Annotated in this window: 3 protein-coding genes; all 3 read left to right on the forward strand. The window is 33.2% G+C overall.

What is annotated here, in order from left to right; translation table 11 throughout:
* A partial coding sequence (locus KEM09_RS21700; RefSeq protein ID WP_212232033.1) for a hypothetical protein occupies positions 1–210 on the forward strand: 210 nt, incomplete at its 5' end.
* Complete coding sequence (locus KEM09_RS21705; protein ID WP_212232035.1) at positions 170–826, forward strand: hypothetical protein; 657 nt, start codon at positions 170–172, stop codon at positions 824–826. The genes KEM09_RS21700 and KEM09_RS21705, both read left to right, overlap by 41 nt.
* Positions 827–1,051: 225 nt before the next feature.
* The gene (locus tag KEM09_RS21710; RefSeq protein WP_212232037.1) at positions 1,052–1,633 is read left to right on the forward strand and encodes a YIP1 family protein; all 582 of its coding nucleotides are present in this window, start codon (positions 1,052–1,054) and stop codon (positions 1,631–1,633) included.
* Positions 1,634–1,865: the final 232 nt, after the last annotated feature.

Here is a 1,865-nt window from a genome sequence, read left to right on the forward strand (position 1 = left end):
ACTTTGGGTGGGCAGATTCCCGCCTCGATAGTCTCGTCCTCTCGGACGGACAATCTCAACGCAGAATCTGCTACAGCGCCATGCGGCCAACCGTTGTGTGGTATTTTTCCCATTAATCCAAAGGATTTATTTAAAAAAATAACTTACACTTTTAATGATTACTTAGAATATGAAAAATATAATATTATTTACAATATGGTTTTTCTTTAACTCAAACGTTTTCTGTACCAATATTATAGATATCTTTTATAAAATACCAAGTGAATATTTACTCAATAAGAATATTGAACAGAGAAAGGATTTAGTACTTAACTATAATTCAGAAGCTAAGGAAAAAGGTAAAGTAGAAGTTGTTTCATATCCTCCAGATAGACTAATTAGAATCATTGATAAATCAAATGGATTTATGGAAATGTACGATGGTTGGGATGGTACTATTCAAATTTGCTATTGGAATATAGGTAAAGAAGAAAAAATTGTTGCAATAAACCATGTAGTATGTGCAACCTTTGACACAACTGTTCGATTAACATTTTTCAAATTAACAGCAAGTGATGCTTTAATCAAGTTAGAAACAGAAAGTATTGTTCCTTATAATGAAATTTTTAGAGTGCTCTTGAAGGAAGAAATATCAGCAAAAGAAATGAATGATATAGAAGAAGCCGGTATTAAATCAGAAGATAATGTGATTTTATCTTTGCCTCGATTTGGAAGAGATATTTATGTATCATTAGGCTATAGCGAAATTAACAATAGAGATGCATATATTGCTCGTGACAATTGTACTTTATTCTGGGAAGACTTTAAATTAAAAGTAAAATTTTAAGTAATAACACCACACAACAAACCGCCATAAAGCATATGGAGTCCGACTAGTCTTGGATGTTTTATGATTTAGGCGACCAACGCCAAATATTTGATTTGGCTTTCTAAAATGAAAAGTTAAAAACAAATACAACGCTTTGGCTCTGCTCAATTTGGAAAGTATGTATGGTTAAATCTCCATACGCTTCATGCGGCAGGCCGTTGGCCACAATGAAAACCGTAATCCGTGAAAAAGATTAATAAAATATTTGATTCAATTCTTGAGAGTGAAGTTGGATGGTTCAGTACTTTTTTGCTTTGGAGTATTAGTGGAATTGTATTTATTTATTACGTAATGAAATCCAAAGGACTAATTAACGTTGAAAGCACAAAGACAACTGTTACTGCAATTGGTACACTTATAACAGCAGGAATTCTTTATGGACTGGTTTCAAATCTTATAGTTGGCTTTTTAATAAAGTTGACAGGTCAATTGTTTAAAGGCAACAATGACTTAAGAAATATTTATAAAACATTAGCGAAATCATATTGGCCGTATGTAATATTTGTGGTAACAATATTATTAGGAATTTATCTTTCTAGAGTTATTTTAATTAGTTCAGATTCAATCGTTAGAATAGTTTTATCCATCACTGTTTTTCTAATAATTGTAGGACAAGCAATTCTTAGTATAAGTCAAGTAATATTATTAATTAGGGGACTAAGAAATGTACAAGGAATCAGTACCATTAAGACAATATTGAATTATTTAATCAGTACTTTGATTTTTGGAGTATTCTATTACTATATAATTGAACCAAATTTATAATAAACACTGTGGCCAACACGCCGCCATAGCGCATAGCAGTCCGGCTCATCTTGGGTGGGCAGATTCCCGCCTCGATAGTCTCGTCCTCTCGGACGGACAATCTCAACGCAAATCTGCTACAGCGCCATGCGGCCAACCGTTGTACGCAACCGATGTGAAGGACACTGCAAAATGATAGATAAAGAAAAAATACCAGAGCAAACCTATAATGAGCTGATTGACTTGTTGGGAT

The organism is Carboxylicivirga mesophila, from assembly GCF_018271975.1.
In the GTDB taxonomy this organism is placed as follows: Bacteria; Bacteroidota; Bacteroidia; order Bacteroidales; family Marinilabiliaceae; genus Carboxylicivirga; species Carboxylicivirga mesophila.

Coding starts and splice junctions, on each gene's coding strand:
- KEM09_RS21705 (WP_212232035.1), top strand. CDS start 170: ATGAAAAATATAATATTATTTACAATATGGTTTTTCTTTAACTCAAAC.